Source organism: Microcoleus sp. B4-C2 (assembly GCF_036705265.1).
Classification (GTDB): domain Bacteria; phylum Cyanobacteriota; class Cyanobacteriia; order Cyanobacteriales; family Microcoleaceae; genus Microcoleus.
The window spans coordinates 22,043-47,814 of sequence record NZ_JAUBUB010000048.1 but is presented as its reverse complement, the minus strand read 5'-3'; the positions used below and the strand labels follow the sequence as shown (position 1 = coordinate 47,814).

The 25,772-nt window shown below is 44.2% G+C and carries 31 protein-coding genes and 2 pseudogenes; 14 read left to right on the top strand and 19 right to left on the bottom strand.

Annotation, left to right across the window (positions count from 1 at the left end; genetic code table 11):
* Positions 1–193: 193 nt before the first annotated feature.
* Positions 194–1,384, bottom strand: a complete 1,191-nt coding sequence (locus QUB20_RS15640) for a WD40 repeat domain-containing protein (protein ID WP_333247214.1) — start codon at positions 1,382–1,384, stop codon at positions 194–196.
* A 381-nt stretch (positions 1,385–1,765) separates the two neighbouring features.
* On the opposite strand from QUB20_RS15640, the gene QUB20_RS15635 reads away from it, so the two are divergent.
* Genes QUB20_RS15635 through QUB20_RS15625 form a run of 3 tightly spaced genes read left to right on the top strand, consistent with a single transcriptional unit; the run spans position 1,766 to position 3,255 of the window.
* Positions 1,766–2,140 (top strand): DUF1257 domain-containing protein, encoded by a 375-nt coding sequence (locus tag QUB20_RS15635; RefSeq protein ID WP_333247212.1) that lies wholly within the window; start codon positions 1,766–1,768, stop codon positions 2,138–2,140.
* A 46-nt stretch (positions 2,141–2,186) separates the two neighbouring features.
* Positions 2,187–3,047 carry a DUF6920 family protein gene (locus QUB20_RS15630; protein ID WP_333247210.1) on the top strand — a complete coding sequence of 287 codons (861 nt, stop codon included), beginning with the start codon at positions 2,187–2,189 and terminating at the stop codon, positions 3,045–3,047.
* The gene (locus QUB20_RS15625) at positions 3,031–3,255 is read left to right on the top strand and encodes a hypothetical protein (RefSeq protein WP_333247208.1); all 225 of its coding nucleotides are present in this window, start codon (positions 3,031–3,033) and stop codon (positions 3,253–3,255) included. The genes QUB20_RS15630 and QUB20_RS15625 overlap by 17 nt, the downstream gene beginning before the upstream one ends.
* Here QUB20_RS15625 and QUB20_RS15620 read toward each other — a convergent pair.
* Positions 3,243–3,590, bottom strand: coding sequence for a type II toxin-antitoxin system PemK/MazF family toxin (locus QUB20_RS15620; protein WP_333247206.1), 348 nt, complete (start codon positions 3,588–3,590; stop codon positions 3,243–3,245). The genes QUB20_RS15625 and QUB20_RS15620 overlap by 13 nt on opposite strands.
* A complete protein-coding gene (locus tag QUB20_RS15615) occupies positions 3,590–3,796 on the bottom strand; it encodes a hypothetical protein (protein WP_333142592.1) in 207 nt (68 codons plus the stop codon). The genes QUB20_RS15620 and QUB20_RS15615 overlap by 1 nt, the downstream gene beginning before the upstream one ends.
* Before the next feature lie 211 nt (positions 3,797–4,007).
* Here QUB20_RS15615 and QUB20_RS15610 point away from each other — a divergent pair, with 211 nt between their 5' ends.
* Together QUB20_RS15610 and QUB20_RS15605 are read left to right on the top strand one after the other, a co-directional pair.
* Positions 4,008–4,205, top strand: a complete 198-nt coding sequence (locus QUB20_RS15610; protein WP_333106968.1) for a hypothetical protein — start codon at positions 4,008–4,010, stop codon at positions 4,203–4,205.
* Entirely contained in the window at positions 4,202–4,462 is a 261-nt protein-coding gene (locus tag QUB20_RS15605) for a ParE family toxin-like protein (RefSeq protein ID WP_333106967.1), read from the top strand. The genes QUB20_RS15610 and QUB20_RS15605 overlap by 4 nt, the downstream gene beginning before the upstream one ends.
* Before the next feature lie 7 nt (positions 4,463–4,469).
* Here QUB20_RS15605 and QUB20_RS15600 read toward each other — a convergent pair whose 3' ends face one another.
* Positions 4,470–4,985 carry a hypothetical protein gene (locus QUB20_RS15600; RefSeq protein ID WP_333247218.1) on the bottom strand — a complete coding sequence of 172 codons (516 nt, stop codon included), beginning with the start codon at positions 4,983–4,985 and terminating at the stop codon, positions 4,470–4,472.
* 259 nt (positions 4,986–5,244) lie between these two features.
* On the opposite strand from QUB20_RS15600, the gene QUB20_RS15595 reads away from it, so the two are divergent.
* Together QUB20_RS15595 and QUB20_RS15590 are read left to right on the top strand one after the other, a co-directional pair.
* Positions 5,245–5,826 carry a hypothetical protein gene (locus QUB20_RS15595; RefSeq protein ID WP_333247204.1) on the top strand — a complete coding sequence of 194 codons (582 nt, stop codon included), beginning with the start codon at positions 5,245–5,247 and terminating at the stop codon, positions 5,824–5,826.
* A 43-nt stretch (positions 5,827–5,869) separates the two neighbouring features.
* The gene (locus QUB20_RS15590; protein ID WP_333247202.1) at positions 5,870–6,085 is read left to right on the top strand and encodes a hypothetical protein; all 216 of its coding nucleotides are present in this window, start codon (positions 5,870–5,872) and stop codon (positions 6,083–6,085) included.
* A gap of 7 nt (positions 6,086–6,092) precedes the next feature.
* Here QUB20_RS15590 and QUB20_RS15585 read toward each other — a convergent pair whose 3' ends face one another.
* The 5 genes from QUB20_RS15585 to QUB20_RS15565 all read right to left on the bottom strand — a co-directional run bounded on the left by QUB20_RS15585 (position 6,093) and on the right by QUB20_RS15565 (position 10,844).
* Entirely contained in the window at positions 6,093–6,701 is a 609-nt protein-coding gene (locus tag QUB20_RS15585) for a Uma2 family endonuclease (RefSeq protein ID WP_333247200.1), read from the bottom strand.
* A gap of 5 nt (positions 6,702–6,706) precedes the next feature.
* Positions 6,707–6,904, bottom strand: coding sequence for a hypothetical protein (locus QUB20_RS15580; RefSeq protein ID WP_333247198.1), 198 nt, complete (start codon positions 6,902–6,904; stop codon positions 6,707–6,709).
* Between the two features lie 80 nt (positions 6,905–6,984).
* Entirely contained in the window at positions 6,985–8,496 is a 1,512-nt protein-coding gene (gene ilvA, locus QUB20_RS15575) for a threonine ammonia-lyase, biosynthetic (RefSeq protein WP_333291462.1), read from the bottom strand.
* Between the two features lie 104 nt (positions 8,497–8,600).
* Positions 8,601–9,662 carry an MAE_28990/MAE_18760 family HEPN-like nuclease gene (locus QUB20_RS15570; RefSeq protein WP_333247196.1) on the bottom strand — a complete coding sequence of 354 codons (1,062 nt, stop codon included), beginning with the start codon at positions 9,660–9,662 and terminating at the stop codon, positions 8,601–8,603.
* Positions 9,663–9,668: 6 nt separating this feature from the next.
* The gene (locus QUB20_RS15565; RefSeq protein ID WP_333247194.1) at positions 9,669–10,844 is read right to left on the bottom strand and encodes a DUF262 domain-containing protein; all 1,176 of its coding nucleotides are present in this window, start codon (positions 10,842–10,844) and stop codon (positions 9,669–9,671) included.
* Positions 10,845–11,138: 294 nt separating this feature from the next.
* Here QUB20_RS15565 and QUB20_RS15560 point away from each other — a divergent pair.
* A pseudogene (locus tag QUB20_RS15560) lies at positions 11,139–11,234 on the top strand (GNAT family N-acetyltransferase); the annotation flags it as partial.
* 91 nt (positions 11,235–11,325) lie between these two features.
* Here the strand turns inward: QUB20_RS15560 and QUB20_RS15555 are convergent.
* The 5 genes from QUB20_RS15555 to QUB20_RS15535 all read right to left on the bottom strand — a co-directional run bounded on the left by QUB20_RS15555 (position 11,326) and on the right by QUB20_RS15535 (position 15,874).
* A complete protein-coding gene (locus QUB20_RS15555; protein WP_333247192.1) occupies positions 11,326–11,895 on the bottom strand; it encodes a hypothetical protein in 570 nt (189 codons plus the stop codon).
* Positions 11,896–12,083: 188 nt separating this feature from the next.
* Positions 12,084–12,941, bottom strand: a complete 858-nt coding sequence (locus tag QUB20_RS15550) for a bifunctional class I SAM-dependent methyltransferase/HIT family protein (protein ID WP_333247190.1) — start codon at positions 12,939–12,941, stop codon at positions 12,084–12,086.
* A 109-nt stretch (positions 12,942–13,050) separates the two neighbouring features.
* Positions 13,051–14,649 (bottom strand): Hsp70 family protein, encoded by a 1,599-nt coding sequence (locus QUB20_RS15545; protein ID WP_333247188.1) that lies wholly within the window; start codon positions 14,647–14,649, stop codon positions 13,051–13,053.
* Positions 14,650–14,867: 218 nt separating this feature from the next.
* Positions 14,868–15,650, bottom strand: coding sequence for an XRE family transcriptional regulator (locus QUB20_RS15540; RefSeq protein WP_333247186.1), 783 nt, complete (start codon positions 15,648–15,650; stop codon positions 14,868–14,870).
* 11 nt (positions 15,651–15,661) lie between these two features.
* Positions 15,662–15,874 (bottom strand): DUF2997 domain-containing protein, encoded by a 213-nt coding sequence (locus QUB20_RS15535; protein WP_333129970.1) that lies wholly within the window; start codon positions 15,872–15,874, stop codon positions 15,662–15,664.
* Between the two features lie 82 nt (positions 15,875–15,956).
* Here QUB20_RS15535 and QUB20_RS15530 point away from each other — a divergent pair, with 82 nt between their 5' ends.
* The gene (locus tag QUB20_RS15530; RefSeq protein WP_333247184.1) at positions 15,957–16,979 is read left to right on the top strand and encodes a low specificity L-threonine aldolase; all 1,023 of its coding nucleotides are present in this window, start codon (positions 15,957–15,959) and stop codon (positions 16,977–16,979) included.
* Between the two features lie 219 nt (positions 16,980–17,198).
* Complete coding sequence (locus QUB20_RS15525; RefSeq protein WP_333291460.1) at positions 17,199–17,351, top strand: hypothetical protein; 153 nt, start codon at positions 17,199–17,201, stop codon at positions 17,349–17,351.
* On the opposite strand, the gene QUB20_RS15520 is transcribed toward QUB20_RS15525, so the two are convergent.
* Positions 17,307–17,705 carry a DUF4112 domain-containing protein gene (locus tag QUB20_RS15520; protein WP_242724983.1) on the bottom strand — a complete coding sequence of 133 codons (399 nt, stop codon included), beginning with the start codon at positions 17,703–17,705 and terminating at the stop codon, positions 17,307–17,309. The genes QUB20_RS15525 and QUB20_RS15520 overlap by 45 nt on opposite strands.
* 70 nt (positions 17,706–17,775) lie before the next feature.
* Entirely contained in the window at positions 17,776–18,114 is a 339-nt protein-coding gene (locus QUB20_RS15515) for a helix-turn-helix domain-containing protein (RefSeq protein ID WP_333129966.1), read from the bottom strand.
* Between the two features lie 116 nt (positions 18,115–18,230).
* Between QUB20_RS15515 and QUB20_RS15510 the strand changes: the two genes are divergently transcribed.
* Complete coding sequence (locus tag QUB20_RS15510) at positions 18,231–18,929, top strand: pirin family protein (RefSeq protein ID WP_333247182.1); 699 nt, start codon at positions 18,231–18,233, stop codon at positions 18,927–18,929.
* Positions 18,930–19,036: 107 nt separating this feature from the next.
* Here the strand turns inward: QUB20_RS15510 and QUB20_RS15505 are convergent, their stop codons facing one another.
* Entirely contained in the window at positions 19,037–19,384 is a 348-nt protein-coding gene (locus QUB20_RS15505; RefSeq protein WP_333247180.1) for a DUF2442 domain-containing protein, read from the bottom strand.
* A 189-nt stretch (positions 19,385–19,573) separates the two neighbouring features.
* Between QUB20_RS15505 and QUB20_RS15500 the strand changes: the two genes are divergently transcribed.
* Positions 19,574–19,780 (top strand): hypothetical protein, encoded by a 207-nt coding sequence (locus tag QUB20_RS15500; protein WP_333247178.1) that lies wholly within the window; start codon positions 19,574–19,576, stop codon positions 19,778–19,780.
* Between the two features lie 154 nt (positions 19,781–19,934).
* Positions 19,935–21,581, top strand: a complete 1,647-nt coding sequence (locus QUB20_RS15495; protein WP_333247175.1) for a WD40 domain-containing protein — start codon at positions 19,935–19,937, stop codon at positions 21,579–21,581.
* A gap of 74 nt (positions 21,582–21,655) precedes the next feature.
* Here QUB20_RS15495 and QUB20_RS15490 read toward each other — a convergent pair whose 3' ends face one another.
* Together QUB20_RS15490 and QUB20_RS15485 are read right to left on the bottom strand one after the other, a co-directional pair.
* A complete protein-coding gene (locus QUB20_RS15490; RefSeq protein WP_333247173.1) occupies positions 21,656–22,027 on the bottom strand; it encodes a hypothetical protein in 372 nt (123 codons plus the stop codon).
* Positions 22,028–22,050: 23 nt separating this feature from the next.
* The gene (locus QUB20_RS15485; protein WP_445299405.1) at positions 22,051–22,563 is read right to left on the bottom strand and encodes a hypothetical protein; all 513 of its coding nucleotides are present in this window, start codon (positions 22,561–22,563) and stop codon (positions 22,051–22,053) included.
* 599 nt (positions 22,564–23,162) lie between these two features.
* Here QUB20_RS15485 and QUB20_RS15480 point away from each other — a divergent pair.
* A pseudogene (locus QUB20_RS15480) lies at positions 23,163–24,239 on the top strand (ABC transporter ATP-binding protein); the annotation flags it as partial.
* Positions 24,240–25,772 lie beyond the last annotated feature (1,533 nt).

Genomic DNA, 25,772 nt, shown 5'->3' with positions numbered 1-25,772 from the left:
CGTCCCGCCCGTCCTTTTTGGACGGGCGGGACGCCCATCCCACAAACTTGTGGAAGTTATTTAATTCTCATTCCTTAATTGCACTTGTCCCATGCGTATCGCCTCTGCCTTCTTCCTTCTTCTTTCTGCCTTCTTCCTTTTTCCCTCTTCCCTCTTTCTTCCATCCGTTACATAATCCGTTGCCGAACTTCCTTCAATTAATTCCCCAAATTTTGACAGTTTTGTCGATACTGCCACTGATAATAGTTTCACCATCGCTGCTAAAAGTAAGACAAGTAACAGAGTTTTGATGTCCGCTGAGAGTATGAATATGTTCGCCGGTACTGGCATTCCAAAATTTGATATTACCATCGGCACTAGCACTGACAACAGTGAGTCCGTCGGGACTAAAGGCGATCGCATTTATCGAGTTAAAATGCCCGGCCAAAGTGATTGGACTATCTGGATTCGATAGCTGCCGCAGTTGAATATTTCTGTCCCAGCCGCCAGTAGCCAAAGTCTGCCCGTCTGGGCTGAAAGCCAGACAATTCGCGTAACCTTTAATTGTTTGAAAGCATTCTCTGCTGCGGAGGTTCCACAGCTTAATTGTACCGTCAGAACTGCTGCTAGCGAGAGTTTGTGCGATCGGGCTAAAAGCAAGACTAACAATTCCTGCTTTATGAGCTCCCCAAGTTAAAAGACTGCCAAAAGTACAGATTAACTTTCCCGTCTCTAAATTCCAAACTTTGATAGTAGTATCTGCCGAACCGCTGGCGATAACTTGACTGTCGGGACTGATAACAATTGCGCTAATTTCCCCTTCATGTCCGAGGGAAGTATGCCGCAATTCTCCTCCTTGCCAAATTTCGATCGCACGATGTTTCGGAGTATTTCTGCTCCTTACAAAAACTTCGCTTTCTTTGCAAAGGATAAAAGTTTCTTGAGCGCGGGGATACTTGTCAACAGTATAGAGTATTTCTCCTGTATCTACATCGCAAATTCTAATTATTTTGCCGTGCAAAGTAGCCGTGCAAGATCCTCCGGGACTAATCGCAACATTTGTCCCAGTTTTCACAGTGCGGATGCAGTCAAAAAGCTTGTAAGGCACGAATTCTTTTAAAGCTTGGCGGACTAGAGGTTCTGTCCTCGATCGCAAAATTAAATAAGCAACTCGCTGCACTTCTGGTGCGGGGTCAAGCAGCGCCTCAATTGCTAAATTTAAACCAGCGCCTCCGTATTTAGGAGCATCTTTAACAGCGGCAATCCGAGCCTCGATACTAGGACTGTTGAAGCGCTGCTTGACTCCGGCGATGCCTCCCAAAACTGCGGCGGCGATCGGGATTTGACTTTGGCCGCCGAGGACGGCATCATATTCTCTGGGTTGGTTAGAATTGTCGGACATCATAGGATTTTAGATTTTAGATTTTGGATTTTAGATTTGAAGAATTGGAGGATTGAAGAAAGCGAACTCACGGATCAATCGGGGCAATTGTTGTCGGATATATCGTATTGTTTAGGTGGCTTACAATTATCGGCTATCATACGATTTTAGATTTTAGATTGAAGAATTGGAGGATTGAAGAAAAGGAACTCAGGGCTCAATCGGGGGAATTGTTATCGGATACTATGATTTGAATTTCTGCACAGATAAATCCGGTGGCTTGTAACCGGGCTGCTTTCGCTGACGCTCAAGCCTGGTTTAATATCGCAACTTATAACTTATTGACTGTTGCCGTTTATAGTATTATAATCAAATTAGCGTTTCACACAAAAATCCGAAAGTGATATGTCACACTTCACAACTATCAAGGTTCAGATCAAAAACGGCGAACTGCTGCATCAAGTGTTGGAAGAGTTGGGTTATCAAGTAGAGTGCAATGTGCAGGTGCGGGGTTATATGGGCGACGAAACTAATGCCGAGTACGTGATTCGGCAATCCAATGGTTACGATTTGGGTTTTCGCCGCAGCGGAGAGGATTACGAATTGGTGGCGGATTTTTGGGGCGCTCGAATTAACCAGCAGGAATTGGTCACTTTAATTAGTCAAAAATACGCGCGCAAAAGTTTGATGGCGGCGGTGCAGTCAGAGGGTTTTCATGTTGAAGAAGAGGAAACTTTGGCAGATGGAACGCTGAGAGTTGTAGTCGGTAGATGGGTTTAAGACTCGCGCTTGATTAGCTCGTTTTTACCTACCAAGAGGAATCACCATGTGGCGATCGGCGATCGTACTAATTATCCTGGCGCTTGTAGTTGGCATTGTTGCCGCGATCGCCCTTGGAACATACCGCTGGCATCTCGGTACCAAGGAACTGCGAGCGAATCTGGAAGCTGCGCGATCGCCGATTAAACCTCTCACATTTGATGCGCGGGAAATCGCCGATTTACCCCAGCCCGTGCAGCGCTACTTTCGCGCGGTTCTCAAGGATGGACAACCGCTAATTGCAGCAGCGCGGGTTTCCCACGAAGGCACGTTTAACATGAGCGAAACCGCAGAAAAATGGAGCGCCTTTACCTCAACTCAACTGGTAATTACTCAGCGCCCTGGCTTTGACTGGGAGGGGCGAATTGCCATGATGCCCGGTATCAATGCGTTTGTTCATGATGCCTACATTTCTGGCGAAGGCATCCTCCATGCAGCGCTGCTGGGCCTAGTGACTCTGGCGGATATCCGCGGCACTCCAGAAGCTGCCCAAGGGGAACTGATGCGCTTTTTCGCGGAGGCTGCTTGGTATCCGACGAGACTGCTGCCGAGTCAGGGTGTTCGCTGGGAGGCTCTTGACAATTCTTCGGCCAGAGCAACGCTACAGGATGGCGACACCGCTGTTTCCCTGGATTTCCGCTTTGATGAAGCAGGGCTAATCACCACTATCCGCGCCGAGGCCCGCGCCCGTACAGTTAACGGGGGACTGGTGTTTGCGCCCTGGCAAGGCCGTTTCTGGGACTACGAATTGCGAGACGGTATGCGGATTCCGCTCTCCGGCGAGGTGGCGTGGCAACTGCCTGATGGCTCGCTATTGCCCTACTGGCGCGGCCGCATCACGAATATTGCCTATGAGTTTGCACGATGATTCTAGTTTGTGTTGTGAAGTTGCTTTGCGATTGTTAGATGAGTACGATCGCGCCGATCGCCAGTGGATCGATACTGTACGAGTTAAGATAGATGCTGCTGTTGCCATGTCCGAACATACTCCACCGATTGACGGCGAAACCTTTATTGCAGAGATTTGCGATCGTTTCCGGCAAGTACGCAAGAGTAAACAAGGCTATACTAATTGAAATGCTTGTATTAGAGTTGCATTCAATTGCTGCATGTGCTGACTTCCTAACTCGCCCAATCGTCTCAGTATTAATCTCTGTTCAAGGCTGACAATCCGAGTCACTCTAACTTTAGAAGATACTTTTAATCCCGTGCTGGGAAATTCGGGATCTGAAGCATTTAAAGCAAATTCATCTAAACTTAGGCTAGTGACATTTTGCGAAGAAATGAAGCAGATCGTAATTTCATCTATGGTTGAACTTGCCCACAGCACTAAAGCCGGACGTAACTTTTTCTGACTCAAATCTGTAAATGGAAATTCAGCTAAAACAATATCTCCTTTTTTTAGCTTCACTAAATTGGCTCTCCATCTTCAAGGGTGTAAATATCAGGTTCGTCGTGCAGGAATTGAAATGCTCCTCCGCTTTGGGCTAACTGGGCTATTTCCGCAGTAGAAGGATAAGGGATGTTACTAAATAGTTTTGCTTTGATTAGCAATTGCTCTTCTTCTGAGAGTGTCTGGATGATTTGTACTAAGGATTCAATTAGTTTTGTGTTCATAGCTGAAAAAATATGGTGATATTTTATTTTATTTCAACAAGGCAACCTTCGATGATTATAACAAAAAGACTAAGAGGGTGAAGCGAAGCTATCCCGTAGGGAGTCGAGCTCGAAATCCAAATTTTGCCGATCGCTGGTTTCAAAGATCGCTCGACGCGATATAATTATAGCAAACTGGTAAACTAATTTTAGGAAAAAAAGATACTTACCCATGAACATTACAGAACTCAAGACAGCAGTAACGGAACTTTCACAAAATGAACTCGCAGAGTTTCTCGAATGGCTAGACAAGTTTCAAGAAGCACTTTGGGATAAGCAAATTGAAGAGGATGTGAACGCAGGCAAATTTGACACATTGATGCGACAAGCAGAACAAGCATTTAGTGAAGGAAAGTGTAGGGAAATTTGAAGCATTTCACAACACCTGAATTTTGGGAATATTACCGTCAACTGCCGATCGAAATTCAAGAATTGGCGGACAAAAACTATGAATTGCTTAAGGCAGATCCGAAGCATCCATCACTGCGCTTCAAGCAGATTGGCACGTTATGGTCTGTAAGAGTAGGACGAAACTACAGGGCGTTAGGTTTTGACAAGCCAGAAGGGGTTTTGTGGTTTTGGATAGGTTCTCATAGTAATTATGATGGGATTCTCGATCGTAAATAGCGCCGACTTACTCCTCCAAGTCCGCCTGTTTAACCTGCTCTAAAGATATAGCTAGCGCTTCTGCAATTTGCTCGTCGCTCAAGCCAAACTGCCGTAATTTATCAATTGTTTCAATCTTAGTTTGATTTTTGCTTTTCTGCTGCAAGTCGGGAGTTTCCGGCTGACTTTTATCTGGCGTGGGAGTAGAGGGATTAGAACAATTGTTAATGTAGCTAATTTTGTTAGTATTTTTAAAAGTATTCTTATTACCCAGATTTATATTATGATTTATCTGCCTTTCTAGGACGGATTCAAGATTACTTTTTTTAACTTGTTCGCCAAACACTTCAGATAACATTTGCAAAAGCTCGTGGCTGGCTTTCTTAACGTGCTGGGAACTATAACCATAAGTTTCTGCAACGTCAGCATATTTTTTATTTTTCAGTATTCCCGCGATAATCTTCCGCTGCAAGTTGTTTAGATGTTTGCCTGTCTTGGCGCAGACAGCTTCATCGACAAATTGCAATATCTGAGGACTGTCCATAGGTGGGATGGTGAGATAGGTATGGTTACTATACCAAACTTTTTCCCACTTTTTCCAACTTTTTGCACCTTGGATCTCAATTGTTGGAAGTTCCAACTTTTTCCAACTTTTTTGGCTTTACATTTTTTGGGCGATCGGTTTAATGTATGGAATACCTGCGCTTAGCAAAATCCTGATATTAATATTTTGCTATTGTCTCAGAGCTAGGTTTATAGAAAGCCGACGATTCAATAGTCCGGTCACTTAGGAATCAACTATTATGTCTAACTCTAAAAGAAGAAAAGCATTAATTGCAGCAGGTATAGCCTTTTTTACAATACCAGGATTACATCGATTATATCTTGGAGATACTATAGTAGGCAGATTACTAATAATTCCATTTTTTTGTCTTTTTGCGTTCTGGTGGTCTGAGCCGACGAGAAATTTTGTAATGATTCCAACAGTTTGTTTGTATTGGATAGCATTAATTGTAACAACGATCGATTTTATCCGATTTTGGCGGATGTCTGACCGAGAGTTCGATACTACATATACTACTATAACTTTTCATAGAAACCCAGTATATAGAGACCCAGTATACTGGTTACAAGGATTTAGTAGTCTGGCAGTAATGATAGGCGGAGCTGGTCTATTCTTCAAGGATCGAGTGCTGTGTTTTCCAGAAGTTCTTGTAAGACCGTGTATCCTGGTAACAGAGGGTGATAGTATCTTTAATTCAAAAGGAATAGAAATCAGCAGGGAACTTGCTTCGGCTATTCAAAATTTTTCTCCCTACCTATTGGGTTTTGGTGGTATTTTTCTGCTGGGTTCAATATTGAAATATGGCATCCGTACTCCTTGATTTTACCTCTTTAGTGTCAAATTACTAAGAGTTATTATAGCAATTGTATGTTTTGCGGATCGCCCTAACCAGAAAACCCAAGTGCGATCGCCCGCAACTACCAAATCGTTTCAACATTAGGAATATCATACCGCCGCGCGATCGCATCTTAGTTGCGATCGCGCGGCAATTGCTCGATAGCCTGGATGATGCAACTATCAGTCAAACAACCGGACTCACTATTGAGGATGTGCGGAATTTGCAATCTGCTCGAAATTAGAGCCAAGTTATCCACCTGCTTTCAGCCACCCAAAAACCTGCTCCACTGTCAAATCTAATGTTAAAAAACTTGGCACGGGCAACCGATCTTGTCCCGTTAACTCAACTGGTTCTCGTCCGGGAATAAATGCTAAAATAAACCGTTCCTCTGGATCGATTAACCATCCGAGCTGAGTCCCGTATTTCAAACAGTGTAAAATATTACTGATCACCTTAGTTGCTTTCTGGTCTGGGGATAAAATTTCTACTGTCCAGTCGGGATGAATTTCAAAGGAATTCGGAACTTCGCCATCCGCTTCAAAAGTGATTCTATCCCAAGCAAATACTGTAGCATCAGGTACAATAGAACGCCCGCCAAAAGTACAGCGCAATTCGGGAAAAGCAAGAGCAATTCGTTCTGTTTCCGCAACTAGATTAACAGCGTTGCAAAACTTGAGTTGCAAACGAGAATGTTTGCCTTGAGGCATAATCTTTTGGTGAATGCGTCCGTTAATAAACTCACTCGCAGGTTGAGTTTCCGGTAGTTTGAGGAAAGCTTCGAGAGTGAGAGAAATGGGAAGTGCTGCTGTCATCGCTTTGAATTCGGTGTCATTGCCACTCTGCCATAATTTTATCATTAAGTCTATTCTATGTTTGTAGACCGATCGACCTCACCCTCACCCTCATCCTCCAAAATCTCACCCAAATAGCGCTGCACAAACTCCCGCGCTGCATCTATATCGAGCAACTTTAACGCCACAACCATCTTCACAAGCGTGTTGACCGTTGGATCTATCAACTCATTAAACCAACGATAGACAACAGAACTTCGCACACCCATTGCGATCGCCAATTTGTTTTGGCTAATGCTATAGGTGTTGAGTACATCTGTCAGAACTCGACCAGCTTTCCCAAAAAACCCTACCTCAAAAACAACTTATAAGCCGGATTTTGACTCTCATCCCCATACTGATAGCCCAGCGTATCCAAAAAAGCCTGCCATTCCTGCATCTCATCGGGCGGCACCTGAATTCCCACCACAATTCGCCCGTAATCTGCGCCGTTATTTCGATAGTGAAAAACACTGATATTCCAGTTAGGACTCATCGAACCGACAAACTTCATCAACGCACCCGGACGTTCGGGAAATTCAAAGCGATAAAACAATTCATGATTGGCCAGCATCGAACGCCCGCCCACCATATGCCGCACGTGCAATTTCGTTAATTCATCATCAGTTAAATCCAAAGTCTTGAAGCCACAATCTTCAAAACTTGCGGCTATCTTCACCGCATCGGCACGGTTTTCAATTTGCACGCCGATAAAAATATGTGCTTCTTTTTCATCCGCAATTCGATAGCTAAATTCAGTTAAATTGCGTTTGCCCAGACATTCGCAAAACCTGCGGAGACTGCCAGCTTGTTCGGGAATTGTGACTGCAAAAATGGCTTCGCGGTGTTCGCCAAACTCGGCTCTTTCTGCTACAAAACGCAGGCGATCGAAATTCATGTTCGCGCCGCAAGCAACAGCAATTAATGTTTCTCCTGCGATTTGTTCGCGTTCGACGTAAGCTTTCGCACCTGCGATCGCCAAAGCGCCAGCAGGTTCTAAGATCGATCGCGTATCTTCAAAAACATCCTTAATCGCCGCGCAAACATCATCCGTATGCACCAAAATAATCTCATCCACATACTCCTGACACAACCGAAAAGTTTCCTCCCCCACTTCCCGCACAGCAACGCCGTCAGCAAATAAACCCACCTGCGACAAACGCACCCGTTTACCCGCTTTCAGCGATTGATTCATTGCATCGGAATCCACTGGTTCGACGCCAATAATCTTAATTTCCGGCCGCAACCGCTTGACATAAGCCCCAATTCCCGAAATCAATCCACCGCCCCCAATTGCCACAAAAATCGCATGAATTGGTTTTTGATGTTGCCGCAGAATTTCCATGCCGATCGTACCCTGTCCAGCAATCACGTAAGGGTCATCAAAAGGGTGAATAAAAGTCATACCTTTTTCCGCCTCTAATTGGCGCGCAAAGGCGTAGGCATCATCGTAAGCATCCCCATGCAAGACTACCTCTCCACCACGGGCTATCACCGCATTTACCTTCACCTGCGGCGTCGTTACGGGCATGACTATGATCGCGCGAGTACCCAGGTGGCGGGCGGCGAGGGCGACTCCTTGGGCGTGGTTGCCGGCGGAAGCTGCAATCACACCTTGTGCTAGCAAATCCGGCGACAGTTGCGCCATTTTGTTATACGCACCCCGCAGTTTGAAGGAAAACACCGACTGCATATCCTCTCGCTTCAGCAAAAGTTTATTGTTGAGCCGTGCTGATAGATTGGGGGCTACTTCTAGGGCTGTTTCTTGAGCAACATCGTAAACGCGGGCGGTGAGGATTTGTACCAGGTAATCGCAAAGCATGGGGTTAGCAGGTTGGTTGATGCCAGATGGTGGGATAATTGTACGGCACTTGTGTTAGTATTTTGCGGGGAATTGGCGATCGCAGTTCGCAGTTAACGAAAGATTCAGTCAACTTGGTTTGATTTAGTTACATAAATAGTCAATCCTATTCTGGCATCCCGATCGAACTTTAACCCTACTTCTGCCTCCGAGGTTATTTCCACATGATTGTGGGAAATATCATTAAGCTGAATGCTCTCAATTTTAGCAGAGTAGCAGTACGACAATTCATCATTAACTAAAACAAGAAAAACACCTTCTCCTACAGTTAATGTAACTTCCTTAACTTTGGCTACCCCTGCTTGTGGCTTTTTGAACCATTCTGTAATTTTGCCAATTTCGCTTACCAGCCCTCGATCGATTTGGCGTAAAATTATATTGTAGGTGACTAAATCAGCGAGGGATTTACATAAAGCCTCAACAAAATCACCTAAGTCCAACAGTTCTTGAGTCCCCAAAATTTCATCTGTAGAGCCGTGTGCTGCTTTATTTCGATAGTCAACCAGTTGTTTTAGTTCTCCTTCAGCCGTGTTTTGACTGCCGCGAACTTCCTCTACAAAATATTTAATTTCTTTGTGGTTAATGACCCATTTCCATGCCTCATCAATTCCAGCATTTTTAAAAACTGTTTCTAGCACTTCCTTCCGTAAATTTTGCTCGTGCAATAAGAAAGCATCAGGAAGTAGCTCGTATTTTCCAGTGTCAGTAATTCCACAGGATAATCCTTGCACTACTTTCTCAACAGAAAGGTGTTGAAACCTATTCTTTTTGATGTCAATCAATAAACGCCCTATACCCTCTCGATGGGTATTTTGAATTTTTTCTCCCAAATCTGAATAACGTGGAACCAAATCGGGCATCCGTCGCAGCCAATCCGAAATTAAATCCTCAACGAAGCGCTCGTAAATAGCATACAATCGGGTTACAACAGCAGAGCGATCGTAAATTTCCCACTCCTTTTCGCTAGGAATTACCTCTATTAATGCGGCCAATTCATGATCTTCTGCCAACTTCTGTTTATTGAAACTGTCTCGAAATACGATTCTTCTAAGTCGATGGTTAGTCTTGATTATCGCACGAACAGTTGAAATTTTGACACTAGCTTTCTCGATCAGCTCCTCAAACATCGCAAGTTATTCTCCGATAACTTGCGAAAGCATTTCGTCAAATATTCCGAGCCGCTCCTGAATCTCTGCTTTACTTGTTCCACCTCCTGTCAAAAAACGAGCTTCCGGTTGGTTAAAGAGGTTTTTTGTTGCTTCAATAACGCGATGTCTTCCAGACATTAATTGATAGGCATCAAGTAAATGCTTGTTAAAACCAAGCATAGTCGCATCATAATAGAATCGATTGGATTGTTCACACCAAGTTTGAGATTGAGGATCAAATGGTTTAAATAAATGCTGTCCGTAAACTCGATAGGCTAATGAAAGAGTTTCTATAAAAGTATCTTCCAAAAAATTAATATCGTGCAGTGAAAAACTTAAAGTTTTCATCATATACAAGTCTAAAAACTCGGGCAGTTCCATTTGATAATGTTCTATATTTCTTAGGGCAAAAAAACGCAAAACTAATTCAGCATCTTCCATTTTTTCATAAATACTGTTCTTCTCTAAGTCTCGGCTTTTATCGTCTGTCGGAATTCCCCAAGCTTCAGCAAATATGGGATTGCGCGCTAATCTTAGCAACAGTTCATTGAACTTTCCACCATACAAAATGTTTCTCATTTCCTGTTGGCTGAAATTTAATCTTCCAGTATTTAGACGTTCAAAGGTTTTCTTTTTGAGGAACTTGTCTGCTTCAGGATTGGAGGTTAATTCGGCAAGAATTGCTATTGAGGATATGGATCTGCGATCGATATTAGCCCTAATTTGTAGAGGAAGTCTGCTGTAGGTATGTCCATTTAATTCAGGCAAAATTTCCAGCTCAGTCAGTTTTAGTTTGTTTTCATAAAACTCTTGAATAGCGGAGATTCGCTGCTCACCATCCAAGACTTCATAAGGCTTGAAATCTTGTTTATACAGAATTATTGAAGGTACGGGAATATTGAGAATAAATGACTCTATCAATCGGGATTTCATCGTCGCAGTCCAACGACCCCTTCTTTGGTAGAACGATCGCATTTCTATATAATTAGAAAGTTTTAATGATTCAACAAACCGGGGAAGCTTTTCACGGTTAATTTCGGTAACGATTGGTGTTTCTTTGAAGTCGTAGCGCTGGTATGTGTCGCGATCGAACCTGCGATGATCTGGTGTGTTTTGTGACCAACTATTCCACATCTTTTCTTCAAATGGTGCGAGCTGCATTTCCGTAGTCTCCCTAAGCACAACTTGTTAATAATTATAGCATTTTCAGGATTAGCCGATCGCCTCAAATCTAGCAAACTAGCGATCGCAAATTATCGCTGCAGAAGTTCGATCGCCTTACCCGATAGCAAAATCCGAGTTTATGGCAAAATTAGCCGAAACTGAAATATGAAAGCTGCCAGTTAAACTTTATTTATTAACTATCGCCGATGAACTAGCTGCTAAGTTGCTGGAACTGATACCGACGCGGGCAAAACTGTTTTGACGAGTGTTCTGGCTGCTTATTGGCAAAACGAATTTTATCAAAAAATGGGTTTTGCGATCGTGGGAGTGATGCCCGACGCCAACGGAATTGGCAAGCCAGATATTTTCATGGCAAAGCGCTTGTAAAGTTTAATGTTGGCTCTAAATTTACTGACTGGTGGCTTGCCAATCCAACACTTAGCAAAATTAGTTGTTGAAAGTTTCCCAGAAAATCGGTCTAGTCTGGACGTGCGAACCCCGTTCGAGGGTCGCTAATAAACAAACCCAGAACTAACGAATCCATCACCGTATCCCAGACAGGAGTCAAACGTTCAGCATCATCAACCCAGTAATCAAAAGTAATCAAACACTGAACATTAGAACCCAATCCAATACAGATTCGCGAATAAGCTTCCCGCTGTTCTGGAGGGTCGATAAACTTAAATTCAGTCCAAACAATGCGGGCAGTTTGCCGCTTCAATTGGATAATGTCGCCAGGAGCGATCGGATTTCGCGTATCATCTTCAACCACCTTCTGTAATAGCGGCACCAGCGGAAAATCTGCCCAGTTATTAGGTGGTAGCAAATTAAACGAAACCTCCAAACAACAATCATCATCCGGCGGCTTTTTATCCGTAAATCGGAACGACTTAGTATCCGGTTCAAAATGCCAATCTTCCGGCACATCAAAGCGGACTGCACCTCTTCCTGCTACAAAAATTCGAGTTCCAGGCTTTGACTTCCAATTGTGGTTTTCTTTGAGTTCTAAAGTTTCCTTGAGCCATTCTTGCTTTTTGCGCTTAGACATAAACAGAACACCAAATTGCTGCTAATGTGTAGTTTTAGACCTTGCAAACACATTTTAACTCTATTTTGCTCGCGGTTTGCTCAAATATAACAATCCTTACAAAAATTATGAATTCCTCTCTTCTCTATTCCTCTGTGTTCTCTGCGCCTCTGCGGTAAAAAAGAATTCCTTTCACAATTGGCTAACTTTTATTTTTCACTCTTGGGAATCACAGACCTAATTCCCCCTTTATTTCCAGCCGCATCGCCATTGTAACGCGGGATAACATGAATAGCCGCGTGACTGCGACTTTGACCAGCCTGTTTATTAATATTAATTCCCACATTAAAACCGTCTGGCTGAAATTGTTTACTTAACATCTCTTGTACCTTATTAGCCATAAACCAGCAAGCCGATTGCTCTCGAAACGGCAGTTCAAAATAATTAGCAACGTGACGTTTTGGGATGATTAAAACATGACCTTTGCTGGCGGGATAACCGTCAAACATCGCATAAGCTGTTGCTGATTCAGTTAGCAAAATTAGGTTTTTATACGGATTGCAAAATATGCAGTGATTAGTTGAATTCCTTTGATGGTTGTAATGCACGTATTTGTAAATTTCGCAAGACTCATCTAAGTGAACGGGTTTAAACGGAAGTTTGACAATGCACTGATATGTAGGTTTTTTGTGCACGTAATGTTCTCGAAAACCTTCTTTTTTGATATCCCTTCTCACCGCAAAATACGCCTTCCCTCCCGGTTTCAACAGGTGCGACACTTCCATCAGGACATTAGCTTGTTCTTCAGGAAACAAAACATTCAAAACATAAAAGCAAATGATTGTGTCGAATTTATCTTCCGGGAATTGCGGGAAATAATAAGGGTCATAACCTGTAATATCCAAGCCTTTTTGCTGCAACAATCTAACATCGCTGCCGAAGCCGCACCCAAAATCTAAAACTTTGCCTTGCAGCAAGTTTTTATCCAATAAAAATCTGGCTGGAAAGGACAGGGAAATTCTTTCCATTGCCGTCAGGTGGCTGAATTTATTTTGTTGCTGTTTCATGGCGGCATAAATTTGATTTAAATCGATATTCTTCAGTCAGCGCACCATCCGGGCGAGAGTTTGTGGAGTAGCGATTTCTATATCCGAATGTTATCTAAAAATTTTATCATTATTGCAGTTTGGCGATCGCCCCTTTTTCCACCAACACCTTACCAGTCACCAAATCCCGCACCGTCGCCAACAAAACCCGCCTCTCATCCACCTCAAAACTCACCGAAACCCTGTCAATTCCCAATACCCCAGGCGGATTCAAATGCGCTACGCAAACCTGCTGGTGGTGACTTTCCAGAGAGCGAAAATCCGTTTGTTTGTTGAGCCAACTGCTCGTCATTTGCCCTTTTTCGTTAAAAATAACCTCCGCTTGCGATACCTCCGCAACTTCCCCAATATCTAGCCGAATTTCCCTTTGCCCTTCAATTGCCACTTGCAGCGTCAACTCTTCGGAACTTTGACAGGGATACTTCATTTCCTTGCTAAATATCGGCGAATAAGCATAAGCTTTAGCATAAGGTTCCCAGAGGCGAATTGCATAGCTGTGGCGCAAATAATCGTCAACACTCGCTAATTGTGTCAACGCTAAAGCACCGTGCGCCACCGCTTCAAACGGCTTGTCTTTTTGGACTTTTTGCCGCCCAAAATACGAAACCACTAAATTAAATACAGCCGGAATTAGAGAAGTTCCTCCTACCAGCAAAACCTGTTCTATATCTGCTTTGCCGATACCTTTTCCCAGTGCAATAATCAGCACTTCATCTAAACTTTCCCGCAACTGTTCTAACAACTGCCTAGATTCCAGAATTTCCTCAAGCTTGTCTCGGTTTAGCTGCAAGTCGTAAGACATAAAATTTTCATCGTCAAACCAGCTTTCCTTCGCCTCATTAACTTGAGAAAGTTGAATTTTTAATTTTTCCGCTATTTCTAATAAGTTTTGCCAGCCAATTGGGCCGACTTCTGCCCGCGACGAACCAATTTGCCGCAAATAATCTTCGACAATCCAGATATCAATATCTTCGCCGCCGACATAAGCATCGGATTTTGCTAACACTTCGGCACACATTAAATTTGGACTTTTAGATTGGCTATTTTTGACGGAGGAAGGAGGGGCTGTGCGAACCAAACTTAAATCTAAAGTTCCGCCGCCAAAATCAACTACTAAAACTAGAGAACCGGGGCGTTTTACTGCATATCCCAGGGCGGCCGCGGTGGATTCATCTATTACCTGAACTTCCGCAACTCCCAAACTTTCTCCTAAGTCGCGAAACCAATCTAGATATCGCTCAAAGGCTCCAACGGGGACTGAAAAAATTACTTTGTCTGGCTGTATATTTTGTAAATATAATTGTTTCCAAATAGTTTTGATAAACTGTTCTGCTACTGATTCGGATGTGTAGGTTTCGCCGTCGATATTGCGGGGTGGCGGCTGAAAGTCCGCAGCTAAATTGCGTTTAAAAGCTTTGAAAAAACGGTCTGGCTGGGATTGCCCCAAACGCTGCGATCGCACTTTTTCTCCCAGCACCAACTCTTCGGCATTTTTCACAAATACTAAAGTCGGCACTACAGAGATTTCTCGAATATTTCCGCTCAAATTCTTCGTTTTAAAAATGCGGGACATCTCGCCCAATCTCAAAGTTTCTGGTGTTTGCGTATCCGGGTTAAGAATGCAGACAACCGTATTGCTGGTACCGAAGTCAATGGCAACTGTAGTCATGGTGATTTTAGATTTTAGATTTTAGATTTTAGATTTAATTTTTCATTGGCAAGTATATAGCAATCCTAAATGATTCGTGTAATTCTTGTAGGGGCAATCCCCCCGTGGTTGCCCCGATAGATAGGGGGTAGGCACGGGGAGTAGGGGTAGCACTACCCCTACATATTTTTACAAATGATTTAGGATTGCTATAGTCATGGTGATTTTAAATTTAAAATTTAATTTTTCATTCCCGCTGGCAGGGTGCGACTAACTTTAGCAGGAGTAAGAATTCGTTCTCCCTCCCGATAGCCGACAAACCGAATATAAACTAATTCTCCTTCGGTTATATCCTCAACATCCGGCTGGTGCAACTGCGGATTGTAAGCAGTTTGTTCCCACGCAGAACCGATTGTTTGAAAATCCCAGCTTGACAAGAGATTTTCTAAGGGAGTAAACAAAGCTGAGAGATTTTTGGCTGGCATATCCGGCTTGGCTTCAGCCATTTTGCGGGCGGCGGGATAGTTTGTTAACAAATTTTGCAACTGTTCAAAGGTAGCGCGGCGAAAATCGGCAGTTAGTTGAGCTTTTTGCTGCTGCAATTCCGATCGCAGCCGGAAACACTGCTGCCTCAATTCTTCAATTTCGGTGGGATTAGTTGTGATTGTAGCCGACATTGGCAGCGCGCTCAAAGTGCGATCGAACTCTTGGAAATTCAAATTCAGCACTGTTGCCAGCCGCCTCAGTTGGTCTAGCGTGAGTTTTCCCACGTCTCCCTGCCGCACTAAGCGCACCGCAAAGCGACTTAAGCCTGCTTTTTCGCCTAAATCTTGCCAATCGAGAATGTCTAGCTGATTCATGCGTTCCCGCAGAATTGTATCGTACTTAAACTCGATCGCATCTCCCGCCTCAGATGCAGCATAAAGGTAGACTAAAATGAGAAAAATGCCCCCGACAGCCAGCGCGAAACTGAAGGCAGGCAGTGTTGTTACATCAACTGTTGCACCGAGGATCTCAAACATCTTTAACTCTTCTAAACTTGTTTTAAAGTCTGCGTTTGTTCAACGACCAAATTTTCTTCGCCTTCGTAGTATTCTGGCAGCAAGTCTTGAGATTCTACTTTTCCGAGGGCTTTTTCAATTCCGGCGGTGGTTTCGGTGCAACTAGAACCGGTGGCGTTGAGGACGGTTTCGGTAATTTTGCCGTCTTTGCCGATGCGGTATTCTATTTGGCGGTATTCTGCCATAATTCTGCCTCTTAGTTTAATGCTGGAGTGTTGACTGCTGAGTGTTGAGTTATATTATAGATTCTATTTACCAATTATTCTAATGAATTTTTGTAGCGACAATGCAACCGGGGTTTCGCCGGAGATTATGGCGGCGATTGCGGCGGCTAATTGCGGTGCTGTGATGTCTTACGGAGATGATGAATATACACAGCGTTTGCAAGTTAAATTTTCTGATTTGTTCGAGACATCGGTGACTGTTTTTCCGGTAGCAACTGGTTCTGCTGCTAATGCGCTAGCCCTTGCGGTTGTTACTCCTCCTTACGGTGCTGTTTACTGTCACGCCGAATCTCATATTAATCTAGATGAATGTGGCGCGCCGGAGTTTTTTACAGGCGGTGCCAAGTTAGTTACAGTAACAGGAAATCATGGTAAAATAGAGGCAGAGACTTTAGGAAAAATACTCGATCGCGCTGGTGCAGGTGTCGTCCATCACGTACAGCCCGCAGCCGTCAGCATCACTCAAGCAACGGAAGCCGGCACAGTCTACAATCCAGCAGAAATTTCGCACATTTCGGAAGTAGTTCGCGCTCACAATTTGCACCTGCACATGGATGGAGCTCGCTTTGCCAATGCTGTCGCCAGTCTTGGCTGTTCTCCTGCTGATGTCACTTGGCGCGCTGGTGTAGATATTCTATCGTTTGGAGCAACAAAAAACGGCGCGATGGCTGCGGAAGCTGTGGTATTTTTTAATCAAGAATTAGCAAAGACTTTCCCTTTTTACCGCAAGCGCAGCGGCCATCTTTTCTCGAAAATGCGGTTTTTGTCGGCGCAGTTGGAAGCGTATATAACCGATGATTTGTGGCTGAAGAATGCGGCTCATGCAAATAATATGGCAGCTAAGTTGGCGCAAGGGTTGGCAGGTGTTGAGGGAGCGAAGTTTTGCCATCGGGTTGAAGTCAACGAGATTTTTATTCAACTTCCAGAATCGGTAATTACAGCGGTTTTAGCTGAGGGCTTTCTGTTTTATCGGTGGGATGAATGTACTGTTAGACTGGTAACAGCTTTTAATACTTTGGAAGCGGATGTTATTGCTTTGGTGGAAGCGGTTAAACGACATCAGTAATTATTTCGTAAGGGCGGGTTTTACCAATAATATCTGACGAGTACCAACAATCTAGATAAACCCGTTCCCCACAACAGACAACCCGCATCAACATTAAATTTGGATCAAATGCAGAAAATGTATATTGTGATTTTTCTTGGATGGGGGGGAGTTTGAGAGATTGTTGGTTATTTCTGAGATGTTGCACCATTCTCAATTATTTGTTTAGGAACAGGCAAGATGCCTGTTCCACAAGAAAATTCACTCTTTGTGGAACAGGCATCTTGCCTGTTCTTGAGAATGGTGCAAGATGTGTGTTATTTACAATTATTGTTTGTGAAACCCGCCCTACATTTTAATAGGTTGAGGAATAGGTTCTGCAACTGCGGCTAGTTCGGGTTCAACTTCTTCGAGGTGTGCTTCTAAAAGCGCCAGATTTCTCATGTTTGATTTATAAAAAGCATCGAAGATATCTCCGACTAAAGGTACTGATCCAACCACGGCTTCTAGACCGATATTGTAAATCATTTTTCCCAGAGTTTTTTGGGGGAGGTTGAATCGAGTTGCTAAATAAATTAGGTAGGCGGAAAACGCGGTATCTACGATATCCCCAGCACCCGGAACTAAACCGATAATGGGGTCTAAACCAATGCGAAATTTAGTGCCGGGGATGCCAATGGCGGTATCCATCAGGCGGCTGAGTTTGCGGATGCGGTTGAGGGTGGCGAGACGCTCTATGTTGTTCATATTATTATTGTTGAACTAGGTTTAAAATTTGAAATCTGTCGGAAGACGGAAAAAACCATCTAGAAACCGCTCATTTTCCATCTTCGCTAATATGCTGAATTCCCCATTCGTGCATGGCATTAATAATCGGTTTGAGACTTTCGCCCAAAGGCGTTAGCGAATATTCAACTTTTGGCGGCACTTGCAGGTAAATTTCGCGGTGCACGATCGCATCTGATTCCATTTCCCGCAGTTGCTGCGTCAGCATCTTCTGAGTAATGCCGTTGACAGCTCGTTGCAGCTCGTTAAAGCGCTTCACTCCTGGAAACAACTCCCGCAGAATTAAGACTTTCCAGCGCCCGCCTATCACCTCTAGAGTGCGTTCTACAGGGCAATTTGCCCGATCGACCTTTACTTCTTGGACTTGCATAGTATCTTTTTGGTAAGTATCGCACTTTTAAGTGCGTACTATCCATAATAACTTGACTCGGTTTAAAATAAAAACATCACAGAAACACCCGATAAATTACACTGAGGATTCAGCAAATGATTACCATTAGAAAAAGTGAAGCAAGAGGACACGCTAATCACGGTTGGCTGGACAGTTACCACACATTTTCTTTTGCCGGCTATTACGATCCAAATTATATGAATTTTCGATCTTTGCGGGTAATTAATGAGGATGTCGTTAGCCCCGGCAAAGGTTTCGGCACTCACGGACACAGCGACATGGAAATCATTACTTATGTATTAGAAGGAGCATTAGAACACAAGGACAGTTTGGGTACTGGTGCAGTGATTAAACCCGGTGAAGTGCAGCGGATGAGTGCAGGTACGGGTATCCAGCACAGCGAGTTCAATAGCTCGCAAACAGACCCAGTTCATTTGCTGCAAATCTGGCTGTTACCCGATACAAAAGGCTTGCAGCCGAGTTACGAACAGCGGGAGTTTCCCCTAGCAGAAAGGCACGGAAAACTGCGCTTAGTGGCGGCGCGAGATGCGAGAGATGGTGCTCTGAAAGTGCATCAAGATGTGGATTTGTATGCGGCTGTTTTGGATAAAGACTCGCGGGTTTCTCATGCTTTGCAGCCGAATCGCCATGCTTGGGTGCAAGTTGCTCGTGGCTCGGTTTTGCTGAACGGTTTGACTTTGAAAAATGGCGACGCTGCGGCGGTTAGCGGGGAGGCTGAGGTGGTGATTGAAGCTACGGAAGATGCTGAATTTTTGCTGTTTGATTTGGCATAGAATTACACACGAAATCCCCGGCTTCTCCAAGAAGTCGGGGATTTGGAATTACTCGGCGGTTGAAACCGCTACTACACAAACGAAGTCCGCCTTCGCGGACTAAGAAATTAATTAGCCATCCAAGATTTTGTCCCAAAAATACCTGCTACAAGTTCGGGAATGCCCAAATCAACATCTAAGCTTTCCCAGTGCACGCTACTACCGGAAGGCGGTAGCCAAACATCAGCCAACTGTTCTGGTGAAGCGCCTTCTAAGCCTTGTGCAAGGCTGGGAGGAAAACAGAAAATAGCACCGTTTTTTAGTTCGATCACTATTAAATCTTCAGACTGATTGTAATACACCGATTCGGCGCGGGGTTCTGTAGTCTCAGCGTTTTTCCATGCTTGCTTGGCTTGGGCTATTGGCTCTCGGAGATTTTCCTCAGTTAACTCTTTGTCCCAGTTTCTAAATACCATGTATTTCTTGCCATCGGTTTTGTTAATTTTGGATACTTGATTATTGCGGCATGGAATTGTGTTAAGCGGACTGTGAAGGAGGTGATACTTAATAATGGGTTACTACTTAGGAAATAAGTAAATAGGAGGAAGAAAGTAAATTTTATTTGTGGTATTTTTGCTAAGGTTAAGTGTTTAGGATAAATTTTTATGCAAGAAAACCCGATCGCCAGAAAGCATCTTATTGGGAGCCTGATCACTGGTTTAGCAGTTGGCGCACTCGCGGGCGCACCTATCGGCTGGATGGCTAATGGGTTTTATTCCGAGCAGCGTTTGGCTCAAATTCTGATTTGCCGAGAAAAAAATAGAGATCAGCCAGTTGCTATTGTTGAGGCTAGGTGCGGTTCCCGATTCTAAATTTTTCTGCTAGCCAGAGGGCTGTGTCAAATATTGTGAGGCTTGTGCGAATGTCGAAAGTTCGATCGCGCAGGCATTTTGGCGTTGTCAATATGCCACAAACCGGAAAAGTTATGCGTCAGTGGATATGTGGGTATGTTAAATTGACACAAAAATGAATTACAGCAGAACAATTCCGGCTATTTTGAGTGCTACGATCGCCCTGAGTTCGATCGCCCTCATCCCACTCACATCACCTCAAATTGCCCTCGCATTAACCGCCGACAAAGTTAAAACCGTTGCCCAACAAATTACTGTTCGCATCCAGGGGCCAAAAGGCGGTTCAGGAGTAATTCTAGAGAAACAAGGCAGCACATACTATATTCTCACAAACTGGCACGTTGTCGATAAAGCAGGCGATTACGAGGTCGTAACTCCCGACGGCAAAGCTCACTCTGTATCATACAGCCTAGTGCGGCGAATGCCCGGTGCGGATTTGGCGATCGTCCCCTTCAGCAGCACTCAAAGCTACCCCCTGGCTCAATTAGCCAATTCCGCAGCAACTAAGGGAAACAAGGCTTATGTGGCCGGCTGGCCGATATCGGGCGGTTCTCTGAGACAGCCGATTTTCCTGGCTACAGAAGGCTTGCTCACCGGCCGCCAAACTCCGTGGAACGGCTATACTTTGGTATACAACAACTTAGTGAGAGCGGGCATGAGCGGGGGCCCGGTGCTCGATGACGCGGGGCGAGTTGTCGCAATTAACGGCATTGTCAGGTTAGAGGAAAATTCCGATAAAATCGTGGCGGCGGGAATAGAAATTAATACTTTCATGAAATGGCGATCGACTATTTCGCTGCCAGTAGTTCCCCAATCTCCTACTGCCGGAAACCCGAAAACTCCGGCGAATAATGCGCCCCGCACGCCCGCAAGTGCGATCGCCTTTGCTGCTACAAATACCCTCAAAGGGCCTTCGGAAGTTGTCAGTTCCCTTGCCCTTGCTTCAGCTTATTTTACCACAGGAAATAGCAACGGCACTATCTCAGTTTGGAATTTTCCCAGCGGGCAATTAAAAACTACCCTGCAAGGTCACACGGAAGCGGTAAACGCACTAGCCGCGAGTGCGGATGGCAAGGTGTTAGCTAGCGGCAGCGACGACAAAACGGTGAAAATTTGGAATTTAGAAACTGGCGCGGTTGTACGCACTTTGAGCGGGCATTCCAATGCAGTTTCGAGCGTTGCCGTTAGTCCTGATGGTCAATTTGTAGCCAGCGGCAGTTGGGACAAAACGATTAAGATTTGGAACCCGAAAACAGGAGAATTGTTGCGGACTTTGACCGGGCATTCTGGGTTGGTGAATGCTGTGGCAATTAGTCCCGACAACAAAACTTTAGCTAGCGGCAGCAAAGACGGTTCAATTAGGTTGTGGAATTTAGCTAGCGGTCAAGCAATTCGCACCATTAGCGGCAAAAACTTGTCTGTTTTGTCGCTAGCTTTTACTCCCGACGGCAAAAGTTTAGCGGCGGGAAACAGCAATGGCACTGTTGGGTTGTGGAATGCCGGAAACGGGCAATTAATTAGGCGTTTGAGCGGGCATACCGACGGGGTTTGGTCGGTGGCTTTCAGTCGGGATGGCACTACGCTGGTTACTGGGAGTTGGGATAAGAGTGTGAGACTTTGGGATGCGCGATCGGGGGATTTGAGAGGTAATTTGAGCGGTCACTCTGGCTATGTTAGTGCTGTGGCGATTAGCGCCGATGGCAAGACTATTGTTAGTGCGGGTTGGTTGGGGGAAATTAAGATTTGGAAAAGGGGGAATTGAGAGGGCGAGCGAATGTGCAGCGATCGCTATTATACGTCGCGAATATATGAGCGATCGCTATTTTAATAACGCGATTAAGTTGGTTCTCTAAAACGTTCTATTCCTTCACGCATAATATTTGCGACTGGATGATCTATCAATTGAATCAATGTTTCAACAGCCATCCCTTTCATTGCACTCAGTAGTCGCTGTTTAAAAGTAGGGTTACTTTCTATTATTTGAAGAGCTTCTTCTGCTACAGCGGCTTTTTGAGTTAGAGTTTCCGTTGGATAATCTTGCGCTAGTTGCTCTAACAGTTTCTTAATTTCTGCTGCTGCCTCAGCTAAATTTTGCCTTTGTTCAGGTGAATTATTGTGAATAGTTCCACCTATTTGCTGAGCATTAACGTTTGTGCTGAATCCAACACCTATTGACGCTTGACTTTGATCGATTTTGGGTTCTGACATACTATCTGCTTAGTAATTACTAACTATTGTTCCCTATTATTTATTGTACCACCTATTTCCCGAACACTAATAGCCCCTGCTGCATAGCCAAGACCAATTGAGGAGCCACTTTGGTCAAGAATATTGATAGATTTATCTTCGATGTTAACTACATAAGTTCTTTCGTCATTACTATCTAAAACTTTATATAATGTTGAAACCACTTCATCCAAAAAATTTTCATCGCTGGCGACATTTTTTTCGTTTATGAGAAAAATGTTTGCTTTCTCTCCCGAAGTAAAAGATACTTCAAGCACATACTCTCTGATGATAATTTCATAAGTTTTGGGTCCAAGTTCATTAAAAATTAGAGCCAGTATAATTAGTATAATTATTCCTATACCCCATGCTATTTCGACCTCTCTAATAACCAAAAATAATCCCACCACACACATAAAAACTATAAACTCAAATGGCACTAACTTTTTATTTTTAATTCCTTTTTTTCGATTAGCTTCAGTAACTCTAAAGCCTGTAATATTGCGAATTAAATACACAGCGTTTCCTAATCTCACTGTTCTTTTGCTGAAGTATAGCTTAGTTCCTATGAGCTGAATAGGTGTGCCGGGAGGCTGAGTCGAAACCATAATTTAAATATTTCAATTTGCTTACTGACTAATATAGATTTTGGAAATAATTAAATAACATTTTTGTATTTGCTAGAAAATAATTATATCACTACCTTCAAAACTTTAAATAATTCCCTTTATATTTAGGTTGATTTTGAATGAGCTCGCATTTGTTGAATTATTTGGATAAGTCTAAAACTAGATGTTTGTCATTTTGTCAACCCCTGATTGAATTTTTAGCGAGCGACTAAAATCCTCAAACAACCAAAAGCAGTCTCAACCTTAGCCGAAGCGAGACAACAGCAGCCCAAAACTCGCCGCCAGTTTCCCAGTATGATCGACACTTATGATAGATTTAGTTCTTGCCAGACTACACTGGAAGACAAAATCAAATTAAAAATTTCGCCATAAATTTCGATCGACCCGCCGATAGGGCGGGACTCTCAACTTCGTGGAACAGGCGTCCCGCCTGTGGTTGGCAAAGTAAATCTAAAATCTAAAACCTAAAATCGCGTGACTTCTGACAAATGATTGAAGTAGAACACTTAAGCAAAACTTACGGTTCGACCGCAGCGATCGCGGACGTGTCTTTTTCGGTCGAATCAGGAGAAATTCTCGGTTTTTTGGGGCCAAACGGCGCGGGCAAAACCACAACCATGCGGATTTTGTCGGGATACTTGCCGGCATCCAGCGGTACAGCCCGCATCGCGGGCCTCGATGTTCACGAAAACTCGATGGCAGTCAGACAGCGCATCGGTTATCTGCCGGAAAACCCGCCACTGTATCCAGAAATGACTGTGGAAGGGTTTCTGTTTTTTGTGGCCAGGATCAAGCAAGTATCGGCGGGCGATCGCGCGCGACGAGTTACCTCCGCGATCGAACGTTGCGGCCTGGTTGATAAACGCAAAGTTTTAATCCGCAAGCTTTCTAAAGGCTTTCGCCAGCGCGTCGGTATCGCGCAGGCGATCGTCCACGATCCACCGGTCATTATCTTAGACGAACCAACCGTCGGCCTCGACCCCCGACAAATCATCGAAGTCCGCAATTTAATCAAAAGTCTTGGCGGCCAGCACACAATCATCCTTTCCACGCACATTCTGCCGGAAGTCAGCATGACTTGCAACCGCGTCACCATCATCAATCGCGGTAAAATCGTGGCTGCGGGTAGTCCCGAAAATTTGATGGGAGAGTTGGCTGTAGGAGAGGGTTACGAAGTCGAAGTGGAAGGGGAGGCGGATTTGGTAAACAGTCTGCTGTTGCCTTCTTTGGAAAATGTGCCGGGAGTTCGATCGGTGGAATTGATTCCAAGCCAGCAATATTTAGTGAATCGCTACCGCCTGCGGGCATTGTGCGAACCGGAAAGAGAACCCGGACGAGAAATTGCTACAGCTATCGTCGCCTCTGGATTTGGACTGTGCGAAATGCGTCGCTCTCGCGCTACTCTCGAAGATGTCTTTTTAAGGCTGACAGCGGCTGAAAAGAAACCAGAAGAAAATCTGGTTCACAGCGAACCGGAGGTCGATCAAAATCTGCAAGAAGCAGCAGAAATTCAAAACTCGATCGCCGATTCTCATCAATCCGAATCGCAACCGATAGTCGAAAATCAGCCCGTTGTTTCAGATAGGCAAGAGTCGATCAAGCATTCTCAACCAGAATCAGAACCAGTTGTCGAAACAGTAGAGTCGATCGAGCATCCTCAACCAGAACCGATTGTCGAAAATCTGCAAGTTTCAGAAACAGTAGAGTCGATCGAGCATCCTCAACCAGAACCGATAGTCGAAAATCTGCAAGTTTCAGAAACAGTAGAGTCGATCAAGCATCCTCAACCAGAACCGATTGTCGAAAATCTGCAAGTTTCAGAAACAGTAGAGTCGATCGAGCATCATCAACCAGAATCAGAACCAGTTGTCGAAACAGTAGAGTCGATAAAAGGGAAGCATCTCAGTTTGGGTGTCACAGGAACCAGATCATCTTACTCGCTACAGATATCTAAACAAGCAAGCAGGATGCTCACTTTTGTAAAAAATGTTTTTTACAAAAGTGAGATACTCCCGATCGAACCTTCTCAACCAGAACCGATTGTCGAAAATCAGCCCGTTGTTTCAGAAACCGCAGAGTCGATCAAGCATCTTCAACCAGAACCGATTGTCGAAAATCTGCAAGTTGTAGAAACAGTAGAGTCGATCGAGCATTCTCAACCAGAACCGATAGTCGAAAATCTGCCCGTTGTTTCAGAAACAGTAGAGTCGATCGAGCATCATGAACCAGAATCCGAACCAGTTGTCGAAACCGTAGAGTCGATCGAGCATCCTCAACCAGAACCGATAGTCGAAAATCTGCAAGTTGTAGAAACAGTAGAGTCGATCGAGCATCATGAACCAGAACCGGTTGTCGAAAATCTACTTATTGTAGAAACCGTAGAGTCGATCGAGCATCCTCAACCAGAACCGATAGTCGAAAATCTGCAAGTTGTAGAAACCGTAGAGTCGCTCGAGCATCCTCAACCAGAACCGGTTGTCGAAAATCTACTTATTGTAGAAACCGTAGAGTCGCTCGAGCATCCTCAACCAGAACCGATAGTCGAAAATCTGCAAGTTGTAGAAACCGTAGAGTCGATCGAGCATCCTCAACCAGAATCCCAAGCAGTTGCAGAAACACCAGAGGAAATAAGCGATTTAGAACCAGAAATGCAACCAGTGGCAGATTTTCTGGAAATTGTAGAAAAACAAGAGTCGATCGAACTTTCTCAGCCAGAACCGATTGTCGAAAATCTACTCATTGTCGAAACAGTAGAGTCGATCGAGCTTTCTCCGCCAGAATCAGAACCGATTTTAGATGCACCAAAGTCGATCGAACTTTCTCAGCCAGAACCGATTGTCGAAAATCTACTCATTGTAGAAACAGTAGAGTCGATCGAACTTTCTCCACTAGAACCTGAACCGATTGTAGAAACAGTAGAGTCGATCGAACTTTCTCAGTCAGAATCAGAACCGATTTTAGATGCACCAAAGTCGATCGAACTTTCTCCGCCAGAATCAGAACCGATTGTAGATGCACCAAAGTCGATCGAACTTTCTCAGCCAGAACCGATTGTCGAAAATCTACTCATTGTCGAAACAGTAGAGTCGATCGAGCTT

What these genes read in the sequence shown, in the direction of transcription:
- QUB20_RS15640 (WP_333247214.1), bottom strand. Translation starts at nt 1,384, where the DNA reads ATGATGTCCGACAATTCTAACCAACCCAGAGAATATGATGCCGTCCTC.
- QUB20_RS15635 (WP_333247212.1), top strand. Translation starts at nt 1,766, where the DNA reads ATGTCACACTTCACAACTATCAAGGTTCAGATCAAAAACGGCGAACTG.
- QUB20_RS15630 (WP_333247210.1), top strand. Translation starts at nt 2,187, where the DNA reads ATGTGGCGATCGGCGATCGTACTAATTATCCTGGCGCTTGTAGTTGGC.
- QUB20_RS15625 (WP_333247208.1), top strand. Translation starts at nt 3,031, where the DNA reads ATGAGTTTGCACGATGATTCTAGTTTGTGTTGTGAAGTTGCTTTGCGA.
- QUB20_RS15615 (WP_333142592.1), bottom strand. Translation starts at nt 3,796, where the DNA reads ATGAACACAAAACTAATTGAATCCTTAGTACAAATCATCCAGACACTC.
- QUB20_RS15610 (WP_333106968.1), top strand. Translation starts at nt 4,008, where the DNA reads ATGAACATTACAGAACTCAAGACAGCAGTAACGGAACTTTCACAAAAT.
- QUB20_RS15600 (WP_333247218.1), bottom strand. Translation starts at nt 4,985, where the DNA reads ATGGACAGTCCTCAGATATTGCAATTTGTCGATGAAGCTGTCTGCGCC.
- QUB20_RS15595 (WP_333247204.1), top strand. Translation starts at nt 5,245, where the DNA reads ATGTCTAACTCTAAAAGAAGAAAAGCATTAATTGCAGCAGGTATAGCC.
- QUB20_RS15585 (WP_333247200.1), bottom strand. Translation starts at nt 6,701, where the DNA reads ATGATAAAATTATGGCAGAGTGGCAATGACACCGAATTCAAAGCGATG.
- QUB20_RS15580 (WP_333247198.1), bottom strand. Translation starts at nt 6,904, where the DNA reads ATGGGTGTGCGAAGTTCTGTTGTCTATCGTTGGTTTAATGAGTTGATA.
- ilvA (WP_333291462.1), bottom strand. Translation starts at nt 8,496, where the DNA reads ATGCTTTGCGATTACCTGGTACAAATCCTCACCGCCCGCGTTTACGAT.
- QUB20_RS15570 (WP_333247196.1), bottom strand. Translation starts at nt 9,662, where the DNA reads ATGTTTGAGGAGCTGATCGAGAAAGCTAGTGTCAAAATTTCAACTGTT.
- QUB20_RS15565 (WP_333247194.1), bottom strand. Translation starts at nt 10,844, where the DNA reads ATGCAGCTCGCACCATTTGAAGAAAAGATGTGGAATAGTTGGTCACAA.
- QUB20_RS15555 (WP_333247192.1), bottom strand. Translation starts at nt 11,895, where the DNA reads ATGTCTAAGCGCAAAAAGCAAGAATGGCTCAAGGAAACTTTAGAACTC.
- QUB20_RS15550 (WP_333247190.1), bottom strand. Translation starts at nt 12,941, where the DNA reads ATGAAACAGCAACAAAATAAATTCAGCCACCTGACGGCAATGGAAAGA.
- QUB20_RS15545 (WP_333247188.1), bottom strand. Translation starts at nt 14,649, where the DNA reads ATGACTACAGTTGCCATTGACTTCGGTACCAGCAATACGGTTGTCTGC.
- QUB20_RS15540 (WP_333247186.1), bottom strand. Translation starts at nt 15,650, where the DNA reads ATGTTTGAGATCCTCGGTGCAACAGTTGATGTAACAACACTGCCTGCC.
- QUB20_RS15535 (WP_333129970.1), bottom strand. Translation starts at nt 15,874, where the DNA reads ATGGCAGAATACCGCCAAATAGAATACCGCATCGGCAAAGACGGCAAA.
- QUB20_RS15530 (WP_333247184.1), top strand. Translation starts at nt 15,957, where the DNA reads ATGAATTTTTGTAGCGACAATGCAACCGGGGTTTCGCCGGAGATTATG.
- QUB20_RS15525 (WP_333291460.1), top strand. Translation starts at nt 17,199, where the DNA reads ATGCCTGTTCCACAAGAAAATTCACTCTTTGTGGAACAGGCATCTTGC.
- QUB20_RS15520 (WP_242724983.1), bottom strand. Translation starts at nt 17,705, where the DNA reads ATGAACAACATAGAGCGTCTCGCCACCCTCAACCGCATCCGCAAACTC.
- QUB20_RS15515 (WP_333129966.1), bottom strand. Translation starts at nt 18,114, where the DNA reads ATGCAAGTCCAAGAAGTAAAGGTCGATCGGGCAAATTGCCCTGTAGAA.
- QUB20_RS15510 (WP_333247182.1), top strand. Translation starts at nt 18,231, where the DNA reads ATGATTACCATTAGAAAAAGTGAAGCAAGAGGACACGCTAATCACGGT.
- QUB20_RS15505 (WP_333247180.1), bottom strand. Translation starts at nt 19,384, where the DNA reads ATGGTATTTAGAAACTGGGACAAAGAGTTAACTGAGGAAAATCTCCGA.
- QUB20_RS15500 (WP_333247178.1), top strand. Translation starts at nt 19,574, where the DNA reads ATGCAAGAAAACCCGATCGCCAGAAAGCATCTTATTGGGAGCCTGATC.
- QUB20_RS15495 (WP_333247175.1), top strand. Translation starts at nt 19,935, where the DNA reads ATGAATTACAGCAGAACAATTCCGGCTATTTTGAGTGCTACGATCGCC.
- QUB20_RS15490 (WP_333247173.1), bottom strand. Translation starts at nt 22,027, where the DNA reads ATGTCAGAACCCAAAATCGATCAAAGTCAAGCGTCAATAGGTGTTGGA.